General features: G+C 51.3%; 15 protein-coding genes, 1 tRNA gene and 1 pseudogene. 14 read left to right on the top strand and 3 right to left on the bottom strand.

Going from position 1 to position 19,317, the window contains the following annotated elements; genetic code table 11:
- The 11 genes and pseudogenes from HMPREF3107_RS11280 to aroQ all read left to right on the top strand — a co-directional run.
- Positions 1 to 147, top strand: a pseudogene (locus tag HMPREF3107_RS11280) (elongation factor Tu); the annotation flags it as partial.
- 6 nt (positions 148 to 153) lie between these two features.
- Positions 154 to 229, top strand: a tRNA-Trp gene (locus HMPREF3107_RS02075).
- Between the two features lie 56 nt (positions 230 to 285).
- Complete coding sequence (secE, locus tag HMPREF3107_RS02070) at positions 286 to 729, top strand: preprotein translocase subunit SecE (protein WP_070452832.1); 444 nt, start codon at positions 286 to 288, stop codon at positions 727 to 729.
- A gap of 2 nt (positions 730 to 731) precedes the next feature.
- The gene (gene nusG / locus HMPREF3107_RS02065; protein WP_070452829.1) at positions 732 to 1,265 is read left to right on the top strand and encodes a transcription termination/antitermination protein NusG; all 534 of its coding nucleotides are present in this window, start codon (positions 732 to 734) and stop codon (positions 1,263 to 1,265) included.
- Between the two features lie 168 nt (positions 1,266 to 1,433).
- The gene (rplK, locus tag HMPREF3107_RS02060) at positions 1,434 to 1,868 is read left to right on the top strand and encodes a 50S ribosomal protein L11 (protein WP_002220151.1); all 435 of its coding nucleotides are present in this window, start codon (positions 1,434 to 1,436) and stop codon (positions 1,866 to 1,868) included.
- Positions 1,868 to 2,563 (top strand): 50S ribosomal protein L1, encoded by a 696-nt coding sequence (rplA, locus tag HMPREF3107_RS02055; protein ID WP_070452826.1) that lies wholly within the window; start codon positions 1,868 to 1,870, stop codon positions 2,561 to 2,563. Before rplK ends, rplA begins: the two co-directional genes overlap by 1 nt.
- 225 nt (positions 2,564 to 2,788) lie before the next feature.
- Positions 2,789 to 3,289 carry a 50S ribosomal protein L10 gene (rplJ, locus tag HMPREF3107_RS02050; RefSeq protein WP_070452823.1) on the top strand — a complete coding sequence of 167 codons (501 nt, stop codon included), beginning with the start codon at positions 2,789 to 2,791 and terminating at the stop codon, positions 3,287 to 3,289.
- 58 nt (positions 3,290 to 3,347) lie between these two features.
- Positions 3,348 to 3,719 carry a 50S ribosomal protein L7/L12 gene (gene rplL, locus HMPREF3107_RS02045; RefSeq protein WP_003769706.1) on the top strand — a complete coding sequence of 124 codons (372 nt, stop codon included), beginning with the start codon at positions 3,348 to 3,350 and terminating at the stop codon, positions 3,717 to 3,719.
- 209 nt (positions 3,720 to 3,928) lie between these two features.
- Entirely contained in the window at positions 3,929 to 8,125 is a 4,197-nt protein-coding gene (gene rpoB / locus HMPREF3107_RS02040; RefSeq protein WP_070452819.1) for a DNA-directed RNA polymerase subunit beta, read from the top strand.
- 211 nt (positions 8,126 to 8,336) lie between these two features.
- A complete protein-coding gene (rpoC, locus tag HMPREF3107_RS02035; RefSeq protein WP_070452816.1) occupies positions 8,337 to 12,551 on the top strand; it encodes a DNA-directed RNA polymerase subunit beta' in 4,215 nt (1,404 codons plus the stop codon).
- Between the two features lie 316 nt (positions 12,552 to 12,867).
- On the top strand, positions 12,868 to 13,305 hold the full coding sequence (aroQ, locus tag HMPREF3107_RS02030; protein WP_070452813.1) for a type II 3-dehydroquinate dehydratase: 438 nt from the start codon (positions 12,868 to 12,870) through the stop codon (positions 13,303 to 13,305).
- 87 nt (positions 13,306 to 13,392) lie between these two features.
- Here the strand turns inward: aroQ and HMPREF3107_RS02025 are convergent, their stop codons facing one another.
- Together HMPREF3107_RS02025 and dusB are read right to left on the bottom strand one after the other, a co-directional pair.
- Positions 13,393 to 13,632, bottom strand: a complete 240-nt coding sequence (locus tag HMPREF3107_RS02025) for a Fis family transcriptional regulator (RefSeq protein ID WP_003769720.1) — start codon at positions 13,630 to 13,632, stop codon at positions 13,393 to 13,395.
- Between the two features lie 124 nt (positions 13,633 to 13,756).
- Complete coding sequence (gene dusB, locus HMPREF3107_RS02020) at positions 13,757 to 14,779, bottom strand: tRNA dihydrouridine synthase DusB (protein WP_070452810.1); 1,023 nt, start codon at positions 14,777 to 14,779, stop codon at positions 13,757 to 13,759.
- Positions 14,780 to 14,989: 210 nt separating this feature from the next.
- Here dusB and rnhB point away from each other — a divergent pair, with 210 nt between their 5' ends.
- From rnhB to HMPREF3107_RS02005, 3 genes are all read left to right on the top strand, one after another.
- Complete coding sequence (gene rnhB / locus HMPREF3107_RS02015) at positions 14,990 to 15,580, top strand: ribonuclease HII (RefSeq protein ID WP_070452808.1); 591 nt, start codon at positions 14,990 to 14,992, stop codon at positions 15,578 to 15,580.
- Positions 15,581 to 15,619: 39 nt separating this feature from the next.
- Positions 15,620 to 16,090 carry a 23S rRNA (pseudouridine(1915)-N(3))-methyltransferase RlmH gene (rlmH, locus tag HMPREF3107_RS02010; RefSeq protein WP_049248865.1) on the top strand — a complete coding sequence of 157 codons (471 nt, stop codon included), beginning with the start codon at positions 15,620 to 15,622 and terminating at the stop codon, positions 16,088 to 16,090.
- Positions 16,091 to 16,177: 87 nt separating this feature from the next.
- A complete protein-coding gene (locus HMPREF3107_RS02005) occupies positions 16,178 to 16,669 on the top strand; it encodes a hypothetical protein (protein WP_070452805.1) in 492 nt (163 codons plus the stop codon).
- 300 nt (positions 16,670 to 16,969) lie between these two features.
- Here the strand turns inward: HMPREF3107_RS02005 and yccS are convergent, their stop codons facing one another.
- Positions 16,970 to 19,231, bottom strand: a complete 2,262-nt coding sequence (yccS, locus tag HMPREF3107_RS02000) for a YccS family putative transporter (protein WP_083284585.1) — start codon at positions 19,229 to 19,231, stop codon at positions 16,970 to 16,972.
- Positions 19,232 to 19,317: the final 86 nt, after the last annotated feature.

Genomic DNA, 19,317 nt, shown 5'->3' with positions numbered 1-19,317 from the left:
GGTGTAGAAATGGTTATGCCTGGTGAGAACGTGGCGATCACTGTAGAACTGATTGCACCGATCGCCATGGAAGAAGGTCTGCGCTTTGCAATTCGCGAAGGCGGTCGTACCGTAGGTGCGGGCGTGGTTTCTTCTGTTATCGCTTAAGTTTAGAGGCCAATAGCTCAATTGGTAGAGTATCGGTCTCCAAAACCGAGGGTTGGGGGTTCGAGACCCTCTTGGCCTGCCAAATCTAAAACTAACCGGCCTTGTGTCGGTTAGTTTTTTCTTTATGGGTAAAATGTAATGTCTGAACAAAAGTCTGAAAATGGATTTACTTCAAGTAAAGTACTAAATAAGGAGTTAAATGATAAGGTCCAGAATGTTAAAAAGTCCATTGTAAGTACATTGTTTAAAATTATTATTGCATTGGCGATTATTGTTTTTTCAATTTGGTTTACAAATTCAAAATATTTATTTGGTAGTTCTGAAATTTTAAGGACTGCTATTTTGCCAACTTCAGTATTTATTGCCGGCATTGTCTTAATATGGGGTAATTTTGCTCGTCTACTAATATATTTTAAAAATTCCGTTGTAGAGCTAAAAAAAGTAGTTTGGCCTGACAAAGCTTATGCGACGAAGATGACAATTTTTGTTTTAATATTTGTTACAATATTGACAATTTTTATTTATTTGGCTGATTTTTTAATTTCTTGGGTATTGTTTGATCTATTGATGAAGAAGGGTTAGTAATGTCTAAAAAATGGTATGTAGTTCAGGCTTACTCTGGTTTTGAAAAAAATGTACAAAAGGCACTCAAGGATAGAATTGAAAGAGAGGGGATGGGTGCATCTTTTGGAAAAATATTAGTACCAACAGAAGAGGTTGTGGATATCAAAAATGGGCGGCGCACAGTAAGTGAGCGGAAATTTTTTCCTGGTTATGTTTTGGTAGAGATGGAAATGTCGGATGATTCTTGGCATCTAGTGAGAAGTACACCTAGAGTGTCAGGATTTGTTGGTGGGGAGGCTAATCGGCCTTTGCCGATTTCCCAAAGGGAGGTTGATTCCATTCTAGCTCAAATACAGATAGGGGGAGATAAGCCTAAACCGCGCGTAGAGTTTGAAGTCGGCCAACAGGTGCGGGTAACCGAAGGGCCATTTGCTGACTTTAATGGTATTGTTAGCGAAGTTAATTATGAAAGAAGTAAGCTTCGTGTCTCAGTGCAAATCTTTGGTAGGGAAACCCCTGTTGAGCTTGATTTTGGGCAAGTTGAAAAAAATTAGGATTATTCTGGCATTATGCAGCTGAAATTTCGGCAATATGTAAAAAGATGCCTAGCTAATGATTAAGCTGTTTTTAAGTTTTGATTTTTTGTATTTTTTAGAGTAGAATACTGCGTTTTGGGAAGCGGAAATGGTTCCGCGCTATACCCGTTTTTAGGAGTCCTATAAGTGGCAAAGAAAATTATCGGCTACATCAAACTGCAAATTCCTGCAGGTAAAGCCAATCCATCTCCCCCAGTTGGTCCTGCTTTGGGTCAACGTGGTTTGAACATCATGGAATTCTGTAAAGCATTTAATGCTGCAACCCAAGGTATGGAACCTGGTTTGCCAATTCCAGTCGTAATCACTGCATTTGCAGATAAATCATTCACATTTGTGATGAAAACTCCACCAGCTTCTATCTTGTTGAAAAAAGCTGCTGGTCTGCAAAAAGGTAGTTCTAATCCTCTGACTAACAAAGTGGGTAAATTGACCCGTGCTCAGTTGGAAGAAATTGCTAAAACTAAAGAGCCTGATTTGACTGCTGCTGACTTGGATGCTGCTGTCCGTACTATCGCCGGCTCTGCTCGCTCAATGGGCTTGGATGTGGAGGGTGTTGTATAATGGCTAAAGTATCTAAACGCTTGAAAGCTCTGCGCTCTTCTGTTGAAGCTAACAAATTGTACGCAATCGATGAAGCAATTGCTTTGGTTAAAAAAGCTGCTACTGCTAAATTTGATGAGTCTGTTGACGTATCTTTCAATCTGGGCGTTGATCCTCGTAAATCTGACCAAGTTATTCGTGGTTCAGTCGTTCTGCCTAAAGGTACCGGTAAAACAACTCGCGTAGCTGTGTTTACTCAAGGTGCAAATGCAGATGCTGCTAAAGAAGCTGGTGCAGATATTGTCGGTTTTGAAGATCTGGCCGCTGAAATCAAAGCTGGTAACCTGAACTTTGACGTTGTTATTGCTTCTCCTGATGCAATGCGTATCGTTGGTCAATTGGGTACCATCTTGGGTCCTCGTGGTCTGATGCCAAACCCTAAAGTAGGTACTGTTACTCCTAACGTTGCTGAAGCAGTTAAAAATGCAAAAGCAGGTCAAGTGCAATATCGTACAGATAAAGCTGGTATCGTTCATGCAACTATCGGTCGTGCTTCATTTGCTGAGGCTGATTTGAAAGAGAACTTTGATGCGTTGCTGGACGCTATCGTTAAAGCCAAGCCCGCTGCTGCTAAAGGTCAGTACCTGAAAAAAGTTGCTGTATCCAGCACTATGGGTTTAGGTGTTCGCGTTGATACATCAAGCGTGAATAACTAATCTAAGAAATTTTCAAGCAACTCTTTCTGAGTTGCTTGAATTTGGGCTACTTAGAATTAAGTAGATGTCCAAGACCGTAGGGATCGCAAGATTTAATCGTAACTGCCCTACGCAGACGGTAGTCCTGAAACACATTGCAAGATTGCTTGTAAGATGTCTTTTTAGGTTACCGCGCTGGTGGGATATCATTCCGGTATCCTGTTTATAAACAGTGGGAGGTAGACCTTGAGTCTCAATATTGAAACCAAGAAAGTAGCCGTAGAGGAAATCAGCGCAGCAATTGCTAACGCTCAGACTCTCGTGGTTGCTGAATATCGCGGTATCAGTGTTTCCAGTATGACTGAGCTTCGCGCTAATGCGCGTAAAGAAGGCGTTTACTTGCGCGTTCTGAAAAATACATTGGCTCGTCGTGCAGTAGAGGGTACTTCATTCGCAGCTTTGGCTGATCAAATGGTTGGTCCGTTGGTTTATGCTGCTTCTGAAGATGCTGTTGCTGCTGCTAAAGTGCTGCACCAATTCGCGAAAAAAGATGACAAGATTGTAATTAAAGCCGGTTCTTACAATGGTCAAGTGATGAATGCTGCTCAGGTTGCTGAGTTGGCTTCTATTCCGAGCCGCGAAGAGCTGTTGTCCAAACTGTTGTTCGTTATGCAAGCTCCTGTATCAGGCTTCGCGCGCGGTTTGGCTGCTTTGGCAGAGAAAAAAGCAGGCGAAGAGGCTGCTTAATCAATTTTGTTTCTGTTAATCAATTATTTTTTAATACAATATTTGGAGTATAAATAGCATGGCTATTACTAAAGAAGACATTTTGGAAGCAGTTGGTTCTTTGACCGTAATGGAATTGAACGACTTGGTTAAAGCTTTTGAAGAAAAATTCGGCGTTTCTGCTGCAGCTGTTGCAGTTGCAGGTCCTGCTGGTGCTGGTGCAGCTGCTGCTGAAGAAAAAACTGAATTTGATGTAGTATTGGCTTCTGCCGGCGAACAAAAAGTTGGCGTGATTAAGGTAGTTCGCGCAATTACTGGTCTGGGTCTGAAAGAAGCTAAAGACATTGTTGACGGAGCACCTAAAACTCTTAAAGAAGGTGTTTCTAAAGCTGAAGCTGAAGACATCCAAAAACAATTGGAAGAAGCTGGCGCTAAAGTCGAAATCAAATAAAATTTTTATATGTAAAGGGCTGGCAGCTTGGCTGCCAGCCTTATTGTATTTACTGAATAGGTTAAGAATTTACCTAAATTTTCACAAATGTAATTTTTATATGAAAATTTAGGTAAATTAACAGCCTTGGGTTGTATTTCTTATCTGAGACGAAATAGACCGCATTGCGTTGATATTAAGTAGTTTCAACTAATTGGAGTGTTTTTGGGATGGCTTATTCTTTTACAGAGAAAAAACGTATTCGTAAAAGTTTTGCGAAGCGTGACAATGTTCTTGATGTTCCTTTCTTGCTGGCGACGCAATTAGATTCGTATGCTAAATTTTTACAGCAGGGTACTTCCTATGATAAGCGTATGGATGAGGGACTCCAGGCTGCATTTAATTCAATTTTCCCTATTGTTAGTCATAATGGCTATGCTCGTCTGGAGTTTGTTCATTATATTTTGGGAGAACCTCTTTTTGATATCCCTGAATGCCAGTTGCGGGGAATAACATATGCAGCCCCTCTGCGTGCACGTATCCGGTTGGTTATTCTGGATAAAGAATCATCGAAACAAGATGTAATTAAAGAGGTGCGGGAAAATGAGGTGTATATGGGAGAAATTCCTTTAATGACACCTAGTGGATCTTTTGTTATCAATGGTACGGAGCGTGTAATTGTTTCTCAACTACATCGCTCTCCTGGCGTATTTTTTGAACATGATCGCGGTAAGACACATTCGTCCGGCAAGTTGTTATTTTCTGCGCGGGTTATTCCTTACCGTGGTTCCTGGTTGGATTTTGAATTTGATCCGAAGGATTTATTGTATTTCCGTATCGACCGCCGCCGTAAAATGCCTGTGACTATTCTGTTAAAAGCTTTAGGTTATAACGATGAGCAGATCTTAGATACATTTTATGATAAAGAAACGTTTTATTTCTTAAAAGATGGCGTTGAAACGAGTTTAATTGCAGGCCGTCTGAAAGGTGAAACAGCCAAGTTTGATATCGTCGATAAAGAGGGTAATGTATTAGTTGCCGCTGGCAAGCGTATTACTGCAAAGAATATTCGTGATATTGAAAAATCCGGTTTGGAAAGGTTGCGCGTTGATCCAGAGAGTTTAGTGGGCCGAACTTTAGCAAAAGATGTCATCTCTGCCGATACAGGTGAGGTCTTGGCGGTTGCAAATAGTGAAATTACGGAAGAATTGTTGGCGCAGTTTGATATCAATAACGTACAAGAAATTCAAACACTATATATAAATGATTTGGATCAAGGTGGCTATATTTCGGCAACCTTACGTACCGATGAAACTGCTGATCAGCATGCTGCTAGGGTTGCTATTTACAGAATGATGCGTCCCGGGGAACCTCCCACCGAAGAGGCAGTGGAGCTATTATTTAACAGACTGTTTTTTAACGAAGACAGTTATGATTTGTCGCGTGTCGGCAGAATGAAATTTAATACTCGCACCTATGAACAAAAATTGACCTCTGAGCAAAAGGCTTCATGGTACGGCAGATTATTGAACGAGACATTTGCCGGTGCTGCAGAAAAAGGTGGTTTTGTTTTGGGTGTGGAGGATATTGTTGCCTCTATCGCCACATTAGTGGAATTGCGTAATGGTCATGGGGAAGTAGACGATATCGACCATTTGGGCAACCGCCGTGTTCGCTCTGTTGGTGAATTGGCAGAAAATCAATTCCGCAGCGGATTATCACGTGTCGAACGTGCAGTTAAAGAGCGTTTGAATCAGGCCGAGTCGGAAAATTTAATGCCGACAGACTTAATCAATGCCAAACCTGTTTCTGCAGCAATTAAAGAATTTTTCGGATCCAGCCAACTGTCGCAGTTTATGGATCAGACTAATCCGTTGTCGGAAATCACCCATAAACGTCGTGTTTCAGCATTGGGACCGGGTGGTTTGACGCGTGAACGTGCCGGTTTCGAAGTGCGCGACGTACATCCGACTCATTATGGTCGTGTTTGTCCGATTGAGACGCCTGAGGGTCCGAATATCGGTCTGATTAACTCGTTATCAGTCTATGCCCGCACCAATGATTACGGTTTCCTTGAAACTCCATATCGTCGAGTGGTAGATGGTAAAGTAACTGACGATATTGAATATTTGTCTGCAATTGAAGAAGGCCGCTTCGTTATTGCTCAGGCGAATGCCGCATTAGATGAAGAAGGTCATTTGGTAGATGATTTGGTCACTTGCCGTGAGAAAGGCGAGACCATCATGGCTACAACAGATCGGGTTCAATATATGGATGTGGCAACCGGCCAGGCAGTATCGGTTGCAGCCTCTTTGATTCCATTCTTGGAGCATGATGATGCGAACCGTGCTTTGATGGGTGCCAACATGCAGCGTCAAGCGGTGCCTTGTCTGCGTGCTGAAAAACCGATGGTCGGTACCGGTATCGAACGTGCCGTTGCGGTCGATAGTGCCACTGCCATTGTGGCGCGTCGCGGCGGTGTGGTTGAATATGTTGATGCTAATCGTGTGGTAGTACGCGTCCATGACGACGAAGCAGTTGCCGGCGAAGTAGGCGTGGATATTTACAATTTGGTGAAATTCACCCGTTCCAATCAATCCACAAATATCAACCAACGTCCGGCTGTGAAAGCGGGAGACGTATTGCAACGTGGCGATCTGGTGGCAGACGGCGCATCTACTGACTTAGGTGAGTTGGCTTTGGGTCAGAACATGGTTATCGCCTTTATGCCGTGGAACGGATACAACTATGAAGACTCGATTTTGATTTCGGAAAAGGTGGCTGCAGACGACCGTTATACCTCGATTCATATTGAAGAGTTGAATGTCGTTGCCCGCGACACCAAGCTGGGTGCGGAAGATATTACCCGTGATATTCCGAACTTGTCCGAGCGTATGCAAAGCCGTTTGGACGAATCCGGTATCGTTTATATCGGTGCGGAAGTGGAAGCCGGCGACGTGTTAGTGGGTAAAGTAACGCCTAAGGGTGAAACCCAGCTGACTCCCGAAGAGAAATTGCTGCGCGCCATTTTCGGTGAAAAAGCATCCGACGTGAAAGATACTTCGCTGCGTATGCCTACCGGTATGAGCGGTACAGTCATCGACGTTCAAGTCTTTACCCGAGAAGGTATCCAGCGGGACAAGCGTGCCCAAGCGATTATTGATGCCGAACTGAAACGTTACCGTTTGGACTTGAATGACCAACTGAGAATTTTCGATAACGATGCATTTGACCGTATCGAACGCATGATAGTCGGTCAAAAAGCCAATGGCGGGCCGATGAAATTGGCTAAAGGCAGTAAGATTACCGCCGAATATCTGGCAGGTTTGCCCAGCAAACACGATTGGTTTGATGTACGTGTTGCCGATGAAAACATTGCTAAGCAGTTGGAATTGATTAAAGGTAGCTTACAGGACAAACGTGAAGAAGCGGAAACCCTGTTTGAAATCAAGAAGAAAAAAATGACTCAGGGCGACGAATTGCAACCCGGCGTACAAAAAATGGTGAAAGTATTTATTGCCATCAAACGCCGTCTGCAAGCCGGCGACAAAATGGCCGGCCGTCACGGTAACAAAGGTGTGGTATCCCGCATTCTGCCGGTAGAAGATATGCCTTATATGGCAGACGGTCGTCCGGTAGATATCGTGTTGAACCCGCTCGGCGTACCTTCCCGTATGAACATCGGCCAGATTTTGGAGGTTCATTTGGGATGGGCAGCCAAAGGCATTGGCGAGCGTATCGGCCGTATGCTTGATGAGCAGCGCAAAGCAAGCGAAATCCGTAAATTCCTGGATACCATGTACAACGGTGACTTGGGCGGGCCGGATATGCATAAGGAAGATTTGTCGCAACTGAGTGATGAAGAAATCTTGGTATTGGCGCGAAATCTGCGTAACGGTGCTACTTTTGCCTCTCCCGTATTTGACGGTGCGCATGAGACTGAAATCAAAGCCTTCCTCGATTTGGCCTATCCTAGCGATGACCCCGAAGTACAAAAATTGGGCTTTAACGACACCAAAACCCAAATTACCCTGTATGACGGCCGTTCCGGCGAACCTTTTGACCGTAAAGTAACTGTCGGCGTGATGCATTATTTGAAACTGCACCACTTGGTGGATGAAAAAATGCATGCCCGTTCGACCGGTCCGTATTCGCTGGTTACCCAACAGCCGCTTGGCGGTAAGGCCCAGTTCGGCGGACAACGTTTCGGTGAGATGGAGGTTTGGGCATTGGAGGCCTATGGTGCAGCCTATACCTTGCAGGAAATGCTGACCGTGAAGTCGGATGATGTAAACGGACGAACCAAAATGTACGAAAACATCGTTAAAGGCGAACACAAAATTGATGCCGGCATGCCTGAATCATTCAATGTATTGGTCAAAGAAATCCGTTCTTTGGGCTTGGATATCGACTTGGAACGCCATTAATGTTCCGTTTCAGACGGCCTCTGCTGCTTGAGGCTGTCTGAAAAGCCGACATTCGTGCCGGCATCTATATTCAGCCAAAACCCGAAAAGATAAAGGTACGATTGGAAAGTCAAGCCGTGCAGTTGCCGGATAAGCCGTTTTCAGACGGCCTGCCTTATTTCCGATACCGTATGCCCCAGCCAAAGCGGACGAAATGTCCCAAGGAGCAAAAATGAAAGCATTGTTAGACCTGTTTAATCCCCTGCAAACCGCAGGAATAGAAGAAGAATTCGATGCCATCAAAATCGGCATCGCCTCTCCTGAAACCATCCGTTCGTGGTCTTATGGAGAAGTGAAAAAGCCTGAAACCATCAACTACCGCACTTTCAAACCCGAGCGCGACGGCTTGTTCTGCGCCAAAATCTTCGGACCGGTTAAAGACTACGAATGTTTGTGCGGAAAATACAAACGTTTGAAATTCAAAGGCGTAACCTGTGAAAAATGCGGCGTGGAAGTAACGCTGTCTAAAGTGCGCCGCGAACGCATGGGCCATATCGAACTGGCCGCACCTGTAGCACACATTTGGTTCTTGAAATCCCTGCCATCCCGCTTGGGTATGGTGTTGGATATGACCTTGCGCGACATCGAACGCGTATTGTATTTCGAAGCTTTTGTGGTTACCGACCCCGGTATGACTCCGTTGCAACGTCGCCAATTGCTGAGTGAAGAAGATTATTATCAGAAATTGGATGAATATGGTGATGATTTCGACGCAAAAATGGGTGCGGAAGGTATACGCGATCTGTTGGCGAAGTTAGATATTGCGAAAGAAGTCGAAATCCTGCGCCAGGAATTGGAAAGTACCGGTTCGGACACCAAAATCAAAAAAATCGCCAAACGCTTGAAAGTATTGGAAGCGTTCCAACGCAGCGGCATGAAGTTGGAATGGATGATTATGGACGTCCTGCCGGTATTGCCGCCCGATTTGCGCCCGTTGGTGCCGTTGGACGGCGGCCGTTTCGCCACTTCCGATTTGAACGATTTGTACCGCCGCGTCATCAACCGTAACAACCGTCTGAAACGCCTGCTGGAACTGCACGCCCCTGACATCATCGTCCGCAACGAAAAACGTATGTTGCAAGAAGCGGTTGACTCGCTGTTGGATAACGGCCGTCGCGGTAAAGCCATGACCGGCGCCAACAAGCGTCCGCTGAAATCATTGGCAGACATGATTAAAGGTAAGGGTGGTCGTTTCCGTCAAAACCTGTTGGGTAAACGTGTGGACTACTCAGGTCGTTCCGTGATTACCGTTGGCCCGTACCTGCGTCTGCACCAATGCGGTTTGCCGAAAAAAATGGCCTTGGAGCTGTTCAAACCGTTTATTTTCCATAAGCTGGAACTGCGCGGCGAAGCCTCCACCGTGAAGGCGGCCAAAAAACTGGTCGAACAAGAAGTGCCGGTAGTATGGGATATTTTGGATGAGGTCATCCGCGAACATCCGATTATGCTGAACCGTGCGCCGACCCTGCACCGTTTGGGCATTCAAGCGTTTGAACCCATCCTGATCGAAGGCAAAGCCATTCAGCTGCATCCGTTGGTATGTGCCGCGTTCAACGCCGACTTTGACGGTGACCAAATGGCGGTACACGTTCCGTTGAGCTTGGAAGCCCAAATGGAAGCCCGCACCTTGATGCTGGCTTCGAACAACGTATTGTCTCCTGCCAACGGCGAGCCGATTATCGTACCGTCTCAGGACATCGTATTGGGTCTGTATTACATGACCCGCGACAAAATCAACGGCTTGGGTGAAGGCAGCCTGTTTGCCGATGTTAAAGAAGTACACCGTGCCTACCACACCAAACAAGTTGAATTGGGTACGAAAATTACCGTGCGTCTGCGCGAATGGGTGAAAAATGAAGCGGGTGAATTCGAACCTGTCGTTACCCGTTATGAAACCACCGTCGGCCGTGCATTGTTGAGCGAAATCCTGCCGAAGGGCCTGCCGTTCGAATACATCAACAAGGCCCTGAAGAAAAAAGAAATTTCCAAGCTGATTAACGCATCGTTCCGCCTATGCGGTTTGCGCGATACGGTTATTTTCGCCGACCACTTGATGTATACCGGTTTCGGATTTGCAGCCAAAGGCGGAATTTCCATCTGCGTGGACGACATGGAAATTCCGAAAGAGAAGCCGGAATTGTTGGCCGAAGCGCAAGCCGAAGTGAAAGAAATCGAAAACCAATACCGTCAAGGCTTGGTAACCAACGGCGAACGTTACAACAAAGTGGTCGATATTTGGGGGCGCGCCGGCGATAAAATCGCTAAAGCGATGATGGACAACCTGTCTAAGCAGAAAGTCATCGACCGTGACGGCAACGAAGTGGAGCAAGAGTCGTTTAACTCCATCTACATGATGGCCGACTCAGGTGCCCGTGGTTCTGCGGCGCAGATTAAACAGCTCTCCGGTATGCGCGGCTTGATGGCAAAACCTGACGGCTCGATTATCGAAACCCCGATTACGTCCAACTTCCGCGAAGGCCTGTCGGTATTGCAATACTTTATTGCGACCCACGGCGCGCGTAAGGGTTTGGCCGATACCGCTTTGAAAACCGCCAACTCCGGTTACCTGACCCGCCGTTTGGTGGACGTTACCCAAGACTTGGTGGTGGTTGAGGACGATTGCGGCACTTCAGACGGCTTCATCATGAAAGCCGTGGTACAAGGTGGCGATGTGATTGAAGCATTGCGCGACCGTATTTTGGGACGCGTGGCCGCACAAGATATCGTTGATCCTTCTACCAACGAAACACTGGTGGAAGCCGGCACCCTGCTGACCGAACAACTGGTGGACATCATCGACAACTCCGGCGTGGATGAAGTGAAAGTCCGCACCCCGATTACCTGTAAAACCCGTTACGGCCTGTGTTCGAAATGTTACGGCCGTGATTTGGCTCGCGGTAAATTGGTCAATGCGGGCGAAGCCGTCGGTGTCATTGCGGCGCAATCGATCGGTGAACCGGGTACCCAGCTGACCATGCGTACCTTCCACATCGGTGGTGCGGCTTCCCGTGCGGCGGCAGCGAGCCACGTGGAAGCGAAATCTAACGGTACGGTGCGCTTTAACAGCCAAATGCGTTATGTGGCAAACAATAAGGGCGAGCTGATCGTTATCGGACGTTCTTCCGAAGTCGTGATTCACGACGAAATCGGCCGCGAACGCGAACGCCACAAAGTACCTTACGGCGCCACCTTGCTGGTACAGGACGGTTCAACCATCAAAGCGGGCACAACCCTTGCTACTTGGGATCCGCATACCCGTCCGATGATTACCGAGCATGCCGGCCTTGTGAAGTTTGAAAACGTGGAAGAAGGTGTAACCGTTGCCAAACAAACCGACGAAATCACCGGCTTGTCCACTTTGGTGGTGATTGACGGCAAACGCCGCTCTTCCAGCACCAGCAAACTGCTGCGTCCGACGGTGAAACTGCTCGACGAAAACGGCGAAGAAGTCAAAATCCCGGGCACGGAAACCCCCGTTTCCATGGCCTTCCCGGTTGGCGCGGTGATTACCGTACGCGAAGGACAGGAAATCGGCAAAGGCGACGTATTGGCGCGTATCCCGCAGGCTTCGTCCAAAACACGCGACATTACCGGCGGTCTGCCGCGCGTGGCCGAATTGTTTGAAGCCCGTATCCCGAAAGATGCCGGCATGCTGGCCGAAGTAACCGGTACCGTGTCGTTCGGTAAAGAAACCAAAGGCAAGCAACGCCTCATCATTACCGATGTGGACGGCATAGCCTACGAAACCCTGATTTCCAAAGAGAAACAGATTCTGGTGCATGACGGCCAAGTCGTAAACCGCGGCGAAACCATCGTAGACGGTTCGGTTGATCCGCACGACATCCTGCGTTTGAAAGGCATCGAAGAACTGGCGCGCTATATTGTTCAAGAGGTGCAGGAAGTTTACCGACTGCAAGGCGTGAAGATTTCCGACAAACACATCGAAGTCATCATCCGTCAGATGTTGCGCCGCGTGAACATTGTCGATCCGGGCGAAACCCGCTTCATCACCGGCGAACAGGTAGAACGCGCCGAAGTGATGGCGGTTAATGAGAAAGCATTGGCCGACGGCAAAGAACCGGCGCGCTTTGAAAATATCCTACTGGGTATTACCAAAGCCTCTTTGTCTACCGACAGCTTCATCTCTGCCGCGTCCTTCCAGGAAACCACGCGCGTACTGACCGAAGCCGCGATTATGGGCAAACAGGACGACTTGCGCGGCCTGAAAGAGAACGTCATCGTCGGCCGTCTGATTCCGGCCGGTACAGGCTTGACTTACCACCGCACGCGCCGCCGCCAATGGGCGGAGCAGCAGGCTGCGCAATCGGGAGAAACGGTTGCTGCCGCTCCGGTTGAAACGTCTGCCGACGAACAGCCGCAGGCATAAGCAGTACAAAACGCCGTCTGAAAAGACGGCGTTTTTCTTGGCAGCGTTTTCAGACGGCCTCATATGGCTCAAAGATGGTCGATTCCAATAGAAAGGCCTGCCCGGCCATTTCCGGCGGTGTAATGATGGCCGCAGGAGGATTGGCCTTGGGCCTGCAATGTGAATCAGCCATTATTAGGCTTGGTTTGCCGTTGCCGAAGTTTGCCGCTTGAAAGTAGGTGGAACGATGCTATAAGATGCGGCCGTCTGTTTTCAGACGGCCTCACTGCCTGAAACAGATTATTCGGACTTTTACGCCATCAAGGAACAAACTGATATGAAAAACATCCTGTTAATCAACGGCCCCAATCTCAATTTGCTCGGTACGCGCGAACCGCAGATTTATGGTGCGGACACGCTGGTCGATGTAGAACGCCGCCTGATTGAATCGGCGGCGGGGCGCGGTGTCGCGGTGCAATGTTTTCAGAGTAACAGCGAAGGCGGGCTGGTAGACCGCATCCATGCCGCCCGCAATGAAGGCGTAGATGCAGTCATCATCAATGCGGGTGCTTATACGCACACCAGTATCGCCATCCGCGATGCGCTGGCTGGTGTGGCCATACCGTTTGTCGAAGTGCATATTTCCAATGTCCACCGCCGCGAACCTTTCCGTCATCATTCCTATTTGTCGGACCTTGCCGAGGGCGTGATTGTCGGGCTGGGCGTGTACGGTTATGAGGCCGCACTGGATTTTTTGATTCGTCGGCAGGGTTGAGCGCACGCAGTAAAAAAGGCCGTCTGAAAACTTCCTCCCGTGGGGAAAAGGTTTTCAGACAGCCTTTCATATGTCCTCAGGCGCAGATTAAAGCAAGCCGTGTTCGTGCAGTTTTTTACGCAGCGTGTTGCGGTTGATGCCGAGAACGGCCGAAGCTCTGGATTGGTTGCCGCCGCACTGCGCCATCACGGTTTCCAGCATCGGTTTTTCCACTTGGCGCAACACCATGTCGTAAACGTTGCAGGCGGGTTCGCCGTCCAGCGTGCGGAAGTATTGGTGAAGGTTTTGCTCGATACAGTTGGCAATATCGGGAATTTTGTTGGGCATAGCATAATCTCGATTGGAATTTTTTATATTTGCCGCCGTTGTATTCGGCAGCCCCGTAAGTGAATCGGTATTGTATGCAAAAAACGCAATTTGCGATAGTTGTTAAACCGCTTATTTAAAAAATTTACCTTTTATCTTGATGCAGCGTGGTTTGGGCGCATTCAGACGGCCATTCGCCCTGCTCCTGCCGTTCCAAAAAGGCCGAAACGGCATCGTATTGTGCGGCGGCGGAATTGAGGGTATTGATGTGTTTGCGGCAGGCTTCGCCGTCGGGAAACGGTGCGAGATACCAGCCTATGTGCTTGCGGGCAATGCGCAGGCCTGCGGTTTCGCCGTAAAAGTCATACATTTCCCGCAGGTGTTCCAACATGGCGGCGGAGGCCGTCTGAAAGGCGACGGGTGCGGGCGGGCTGCCGTGCTGCAGGAAGTATGCGATGTCGGCAAACAGCCAGGGCCGGCCTTGCGCGCCGCGCCCGATCATCACGCCGTCCGCCCCCGTCTGTCGTAAAACCTCGGCGGCTTTTTGCGGGGTGGTGATGTCGCCGTTTACCCACAGCGGTATCGAAATGTCGTGTTTGATTTCGGCAATCAGGTCGTAAGAAGCCTGCCCTTTGTACATTTGCTCGCGGGTGCGGCCGTGGACGGCAAGTGCGGCGATGCCTGCCTGTTCGGCCATTTTGGCCACCGTGCGGATGTTTTTATTGTTTTCGGCAAAACCGAGGCGGGTTTTCAGCGTGACGGGAACGTCCACCGCCGACACCACCGCGCGCAGGATGTCGTCCACCAGTTTTTCGTTTTGCAGCAATGCGCTGCCCGCCAGCACGTTGCAGACTTTTTTTATCGGGCAGCCCATGTTGATGTCGATAATCTGCGCGCCGTTTTCTACATTGTAGCGCGCGGCCTCGGCCATTTGTTGCGGGTCGCTGCCCGCAATCTGCACCGCCCTCAGGCCGTCTTCGCCGTCGAAATCGCCGCGCGACAGGCTTTTTTTGGTGCGGCGTAGCGAAGGGTCGCTGGCCAGCATCTCGCTGACGGCGTAACCCGCGCCGAAACGGCGGGCCAGCCGTCGGAACGGTTTGTCGGTAATGCCTGCCATCGGCGCGAGGGCGACGGGCGTGGCGATGCTGTAGGGGCCGATGCGGAACATATTGGAAATACGGTGGAAACGGAAAAGGACGGATTATAGTCAAATATCCGGCAAACCGTCACGGCAGACGGACTGTACCCGCATTTTTACCCAAGCCCGAAAAGGCCGTCTGAAAACAGGGCGGGCAAGGCGGATCGGCGGGAAAAAGTTGAAGCACATGCGCCGCTGCTTTATGCTTGCGCGTTTCATTAAGACGGGACGGATCAGGCAATGGACGGACGACTGGAAGCAGGTGTGGACGAAGCGGGGCGCGGGCCGTTGGTCGGCAGCGTATTTGCCGCCGCCGTGATTCTTCCGCCCGATTACGATTTGGCCGGTTTGGCCGACTCGAAAAAACTCAGCGAGAAAAAGCGCGACGCGCTGGCGGAAGAAATCCGGCGGCAGGCGGCGGCCTGGTGCGTGGCTTCGGCCGACGTGGCGGAAATCGCCGAACTGAACATCCTGCACGCCGCGATGCTGGCCATGCGCCGCGCGGTGGAAGGTTTGGCCGTGCCGCCGCAGAAAGTGTGGATAGACGGCAACCGCGTACCCGAAGGTTTGGCCGTCGAAGCGGAGGCCGTGGTGAAGGGCGACGACAAAATCGCCGCCATATCCGCCGCATCGATACTGGCCAAAACCGCCCGCGACGCGGAAATGTACGCCTTGGCCGAACGCTATCCGCAATACGGTTTCGAAAAACACAAAGGCTACGGCACGGCGGCACACCTGGCCGCCCTGAAACAATACGGCGCGCTGCCAGAACACAGGGCAGGTTTCGCACCCGTGCGCGAATTGCTGGCGCAGGGACGTTTGTTTGAATAGGCCGTCTGAAAACACGGTTTCGATAGAAAGGGAAACAGCATGAACATCACCGTATTGGCCGTCGGCACGAAAATGCCGCGCTGGGTGGACGAGGCGGTAAACGAATACGCCAAACGCTTCGGCCGCGACATTCAGTATGCCTTGAAGGAAATCAAACCGGAAAAACGCGGCGCGGGCGTGAATGCCGCGCAGGGCATGGCGGCGGAGGAAAAACGGATTGTGGAGGCCGTGCCGGAAGGCGCGTATCTGGTGGTGCTGGACGAACGCGGCAAAGCGCCGACTTCGCTCGAATTGGCGGCACATCTGAAAGACTGGCAGTTGCAGGGCGAGCACGTCTGCTTCGTAATCGGCGGGGCGGACGGCATGACCGACGCGCTCAAACAGCGGGCGAAAATGATGCTTCGCCTCTCCAGCCTCACCCTGCCGCACGGCATGGTGCGCGTGCTGCTGACCGAGCAGCTTTACCGTGCGGTGTCGATTCTGAACCACCATCCATATCACCGCGAATAGCCGGGAAAACGTCAAAGGCCGTCTGAAAAAACGTTACGCCGTTTTCAGACGGCCTCAAACTATACAGCCCGGAAAAATGGAGCGAATATGACTTATGCCGAGTTTTACGCCCGAATCGAAAACTTCCCCAACCGTTTTTCAAACCGCAGCCTCGCAAGCTATCTGTCGGCGCTGCATGCCCTGACAGAAGCACGGCAGGCCGGGCCTTTTACGGCGGAGCTGTGCCTCAGCCTGCTTGAACGGGCCTTTACCGCCGAATCCGTGCCGTTCGATGCCGCATGGCCGGTTATCCGCACCGCGCCAGCCGACACAGAATACGCTCCTTTCGACTATGCCTGCGCCGTGATGCGTTTCCAAGCCGCAGAACTGCACAGAATGGGTGGCGGGCAAACGGAAAACGGATGCCGCGATTCCAGTGCTTTTTCGGAAACTGGGCATGCGTGGTACAACTTCGATCCCTTTTCATTACTGGAATGCGGCGCGCGCGGCATGGCGGATTTGAACGGAGAAGAGGCGGCCGTGCAGGAAGGTTGGGATTTTTTGGGCCGCCTGCTGGAGATGGGGCGCGTTTACGAATAGCCGTACCGAATATTGCCGAAGCCGGCTTGAATGGCAGAAAGGCCGTCTGAAAACCGTTTCCACATGGTTTTCAGACGGCCTTTTGATGATTGCCGCCCTGCCTGCGGCGAATCCGATAACGGGTATCGGGCTGTTTAAGACAGATGTTTCAGACGGCCTTTCTGCCGATGGCAACAATCTGTTGGGGAGGTGAATCAATTTACGCCCCGCGCTTGCTGTTTCTGCGGCATTTGGATTTGATTGCACTGCCGATTATGTGCCGCAGGCGGACGGTTTCGCGCTGCCGTTATGCGCGTTGGCTCAATGGTTTTCCGGTTCGGCCTTCGGAGTTTCTTGCGGTGCGGTTTGCCGGCCGCCTTCGGTGTCTGCGCTGTGCTCAAGTGCTTGGCCGCTTGGGTTGCCACCGTCGTTGCCGGGCGCGGCTGCGGCGGCCGATGGGCCGTGCAGGGCGGAATGGGCGGGTTCGAGCAGGGCGGCGGGGGCGGAAAGCTGCTGCCACAGGAGGCTGTTTTGTTCGCGGCCGTCGTGCGGGTGCAGCTGTTCCAGTTCAGCCTGTACGTCGGCGAGCCGGGCTTGGAAGTCGGTTTTACCCAGTTCCGGCACGGCTTCGAGCAGGTCGCAGAGGCGGTAGGCGGCGGGGAAGTATTGCTGCAGGAAGGGTTGGTGTTCGTCGTCGCGGCGGATGGTGGAGCGGTATGCGCCGAGGGCGGAGATGTAGCCGATGAGGGAATAGTTGATTTTCAGCAGTTGGAAGCCATCTGAAAGGCGGCTGCCGTATTTGGACGGTTCGCCCGACATGTCGGACAGTGTGCTGGAGAGTGCGGCGGCGCGTTCGTGGCTCAGGCGGCGCGCGCTGCGGTAGGCGACGTCTTCGCCGCCGCCGCTTTTCAGGCTGTCGAGGATGCCGCGTAGGTAGCCTGCGTCGGCGGCGATGGCGGCCGCGCCGGTTTTGCCCAGTTGCAGGTAGTGCCAGTCGGGCCAGATGTAGGACACTGCGGCCCAGGCGAGCAGGCAGCCGACGACGGTGTCGGCCATGCGCATCGGCAGGGCTTGGGCGATGTCGAAGCCGGCGATGGAAAAGCCGGTGAGGGCTTGGATGGTGATGAAGAAGGTGGAGTAGCTGTATTTGTTGGCGCGGAAGAGGAAGAACAGGGCCACGCCGGCGGTCAATACCATCAGTTGGGCTTCGAGCGACTGGGTGAAGTAGGGCAGCAGGGAGCCGACGAGTACGCCCGCCAGTGTGCCGGCGATGCGTTGTTTCAGACGGCTTTGGGTGGCGGAGTGGTTGGGTTGGCAGACGAATACGGCGGTCAGCAGTATCCAATAGCCGAAGTTCAGTTGCAGGGTTTCCACTACGAGTCCGCAGAAGAGCACCAGTATCGCCATGCGGACGGCGTGGCGGAAGGTGGGGGCTTCGGGGGTGAGCTGGCGGCGGATGCTTTTGAAGGCGTCTTTCAGTTTGGCCGAATCGTGGTGGGCGATGCGCAGGTCGCCGCCTTGTTCTTCGGTCAGCCCGCTTTCGAGGTGGGAGAACTGGTAGTTGATGCTTTGCAGGTTGGCGGCCAGCCGTTGCAGTTGCGGCAGTTCGGCGGCGTCGCGGTGGAGTTCGGCATAATGCGCCACCGACTGCCTCAGGCCTTTGCGCGCCCGTGCCAGACGCGGGTCGTCTTCATAAACCCGGCCGTTTTTCAGGCTGTCGGCGATGTCGCGGCAGGCTTGCGCCTGCAATTCCATCAGGCGCAGGAAGCGGAAAATCAGGTCGCTGTTTTTCAGTTTGTCCGCCATGGCGCGGTAGTGTATGTGGCTGGAACTGGCGCGTTCGTGGATGTCTTGGGCGGCGAAGTAATAGCGCAGCATACGGGTGGTGCGCGGATGGCGGTGCTGGCCGCGTATGCGGTAGAACAGCGCGCTGCGGCAGAGGTTGAAGGTGTGGATGACGCGGCTGTTTTTCATGGCCAGGTCGATTTGACGCTGCTCCAGGCCGTCTGTTTCGTCGGGATCGAAAAAAACGGCTTTGGCATCGAGATACGCACCCAGTGCGGAATAGGCTTCGGCCACGGCTTCCTGCACCGGGCGGTGCGGCAGCAGGATGTGCAGCAGCAGGGTAACCGCGTTGTAAAGCGACGCGCCGCACAAAATCATCAGCGGATTGACGTACCAGGCGGCGGGGTAGGCGGGGTTGTAGGTCAGCGTGGTGTACACCGCCACCGCCAGCGTGCCGAAGGAGATGGTGCGGTAGCGCAGTCCGACCGCGCCTATCATAGTGAAAACGAAGGCCAGCAGGGCCATCACCGCCAGAAACACCCCGGGCCGCCCCAGCGCGGCCTGCACCGCCAGCGAGGACACGGCAAAGGCCGCCAGCGACACCGCCGTATTTTTTAGACGGCCTGACAATACGTTGTCCAAATCGACCAGGCCGCCCGCAATCACGCCCAGCACCAACGGAATCGTAACCGATTCCAGGCGGAAGCGGTAAACCAGATAGGCGATGATGCCGGTACTCACCAGCGACGGCAGCATGGCAATCAGTTTGGCATTGACGGGCGGGGTTTTGAATTTCATTTTGCGGTGCAGTGGCAGTCTGGGAAAACGGCATTTTACACATTTTCAGACGGCCCGAGACCTTTGCAAAATTCCTTTTCCTCAGC

This window comes from Neisseria sp. HMSC31F04, assembly GCF_001807735.1.
Taxonomy (GTDB): domain Bacteria; phylum Pseudomonadota; class Gammaproteobacteria; order Burkholderiales; family Neisseriaceae; genus Neisseria; species Neisseria elongata.
This window is presented reverse-complemented; position numbering and strand designations above follow the sequence as displayed.